We start from the raw sequence: 1122 nt of genomic DNA on the forward strand, positions 1-1122 counted from the left end.
GCAGGTGCAAAGCCCATGATGCGTGGTTCTACCCCCACAGCCGTAGATGCAATAATCTTGGCACGTGGTTTAAGTTGGTACTGCTCAACCGCTTGTTCCGAAGCAATCAGTACAGCAGCCGCACCGTCATTGATGCCTGATGCATTCCCCGCAGTGACGGTGCCTTCTGCTGTGACGACTGGCTTGAGTTTAGCCAAACCTTCGAGTGTGGTCGAGGCACGTGGATGTTCATCCGTGTCGACCACAATTGGATCACCCTTACGCTGTGCAATATTTACAGGGATGATCTCATGTTTAAAAAAGCCTTGAGCTTGCGCGGTTGCGGTGCGCTGTTGACTCGTCAAGGCAAACTGGTCTTGATCTGCACGATCAATATTAAATTGTTGTGCCACGTTCTCCGCAGTCTGCGGCATGGTCTCTACACCATACATCGCTTTCAGCTTAGGATTGATAAAACGCCAGCCCATAGTAGTGTCTTCAATCTTCTGGCTACGACCATACGCGGTTTCTGATTTGCCCATGACAAAGGGTGCGCGTGACATACTTTCCACACCACCCGCAATGATCAGGTTGGCTTCACCCGCTTTAATCGCACGGGCTGCCATCGCAATCGCATCGAGTGATGAACCACATAAGCGATTCACAGTCGTAGCAGGAACTTCAACCGGTAAGCCAGCAAGTAATGCCGACATACGACCCACATTACGGTTGTCTTCACCCGCTTGATTCGCGCAGCCGTAGATCACGTCATCGACTTGAGTCCAATCCACTGTTGGATTGCGTTGCATCAAGGCTTGAATTGGCACTGCACCCAAGTCATCAGCACGGATTGGAGCGAGTCCACCTGCATAACGTCCGAATGGGGTACGAATAGCATCAATGATGTAAGCGTTTTTCATATTTCATTTTCCCTTTATCTAAAATCCCTCCCAACCTCCCTTTATTAAAGGGAGGAGTTCCCCCTATTTTTTAAATAGGGGGAACTTCCCAAAATTAGAAAGATGGAAGTCCCCCTTTATCAAAGGGGGATTTAGGGGGATTCAAATCATTAATTCTGTTGAGTCGCATCCACTAAAGTTGCACCCGTCATGGCCTGCAATTCTGCAAAGCTTAAACCGTCGA

1 protein-coding gene is annotated in these 1122 nt (G+C 49.0%); it reads right to left on the reverse strand.

What is annotated here, in order from left to right:
- The coding region (locus GBI16_RS18140; protein WP_151707612.1) for an acetyl-CoA C-acyltransferase at nt 1-899 on the reverse strand (899 nt) is incomplete at its 3' end.
- Nucleotides 900-1122: the final 223 nt, after the last annotated feature.

This window comes from Acinetobacter sp. TUM15064 (assembly GCF_008980265.1).
Classification (GTDB): Bacteria; Pseudomonadota; Gammaproteobacteria; order Pseudomonadales; family Moraxellaceae; genus Acinetobacter.